This window comes from Adlercreutzia sp. DFI.6.23 (genome assembly GCF_024462535.1).
GTDB lineage: Bacteria > Actinomycetota > Coriobacteriia > Coriobacteriales > Eggerthellaceae > Adlercreutzia > Adlercreutzia rubneri.
Genome location: NZ_JANGBP010000448.1, coordinates 1 through 304, shown reverse-complemented (window position 1 = coordinate 304; position 304 = coordinate 1). Strand labels below are relative to the sequence as shown.

At 59.9% G+C, this 304-nt stretch carries 1 pseudogene; it reads right to left on the bottom strand.

Features of this window, described 5'->3' with window-relative positions:
* Positions 1-34 precede the first annotated feature (34 nt).
* Positions 35-304 (bottom strand): annotated as a pseudogene (locus tag NE591_RS14080) (MFS transporter); the annotation flags it as partial.

Here is a 304-nt window from a genome sequence, read left to right as displayed (position 1 = left end):
GGCCCTTCGTTTGTCGCTGCAAGGCAGCACAAGCTTACTTCACGTCGTCCAGCTTCTTGCCGGAATGATCGTGTGTCATGCACATGGCGATGAACGCGACGACCGCGATGGCCACCATGTACCAGGCCGGCGCAATGGCGTTGCCCGTAAGGTCGATCAACCAGAACGAGATGAACGAGGCCGAGCCGCCGAAGATGGCGTTCGCCAGGTTAAACGAAAGGGCGAAGCCGGAGTAGCGCATGTCGGTCGGGAACGTCTCGGTGAGGTAGCTGGCCAGGGTGCCATCGTTGATGGTGAGCAACAG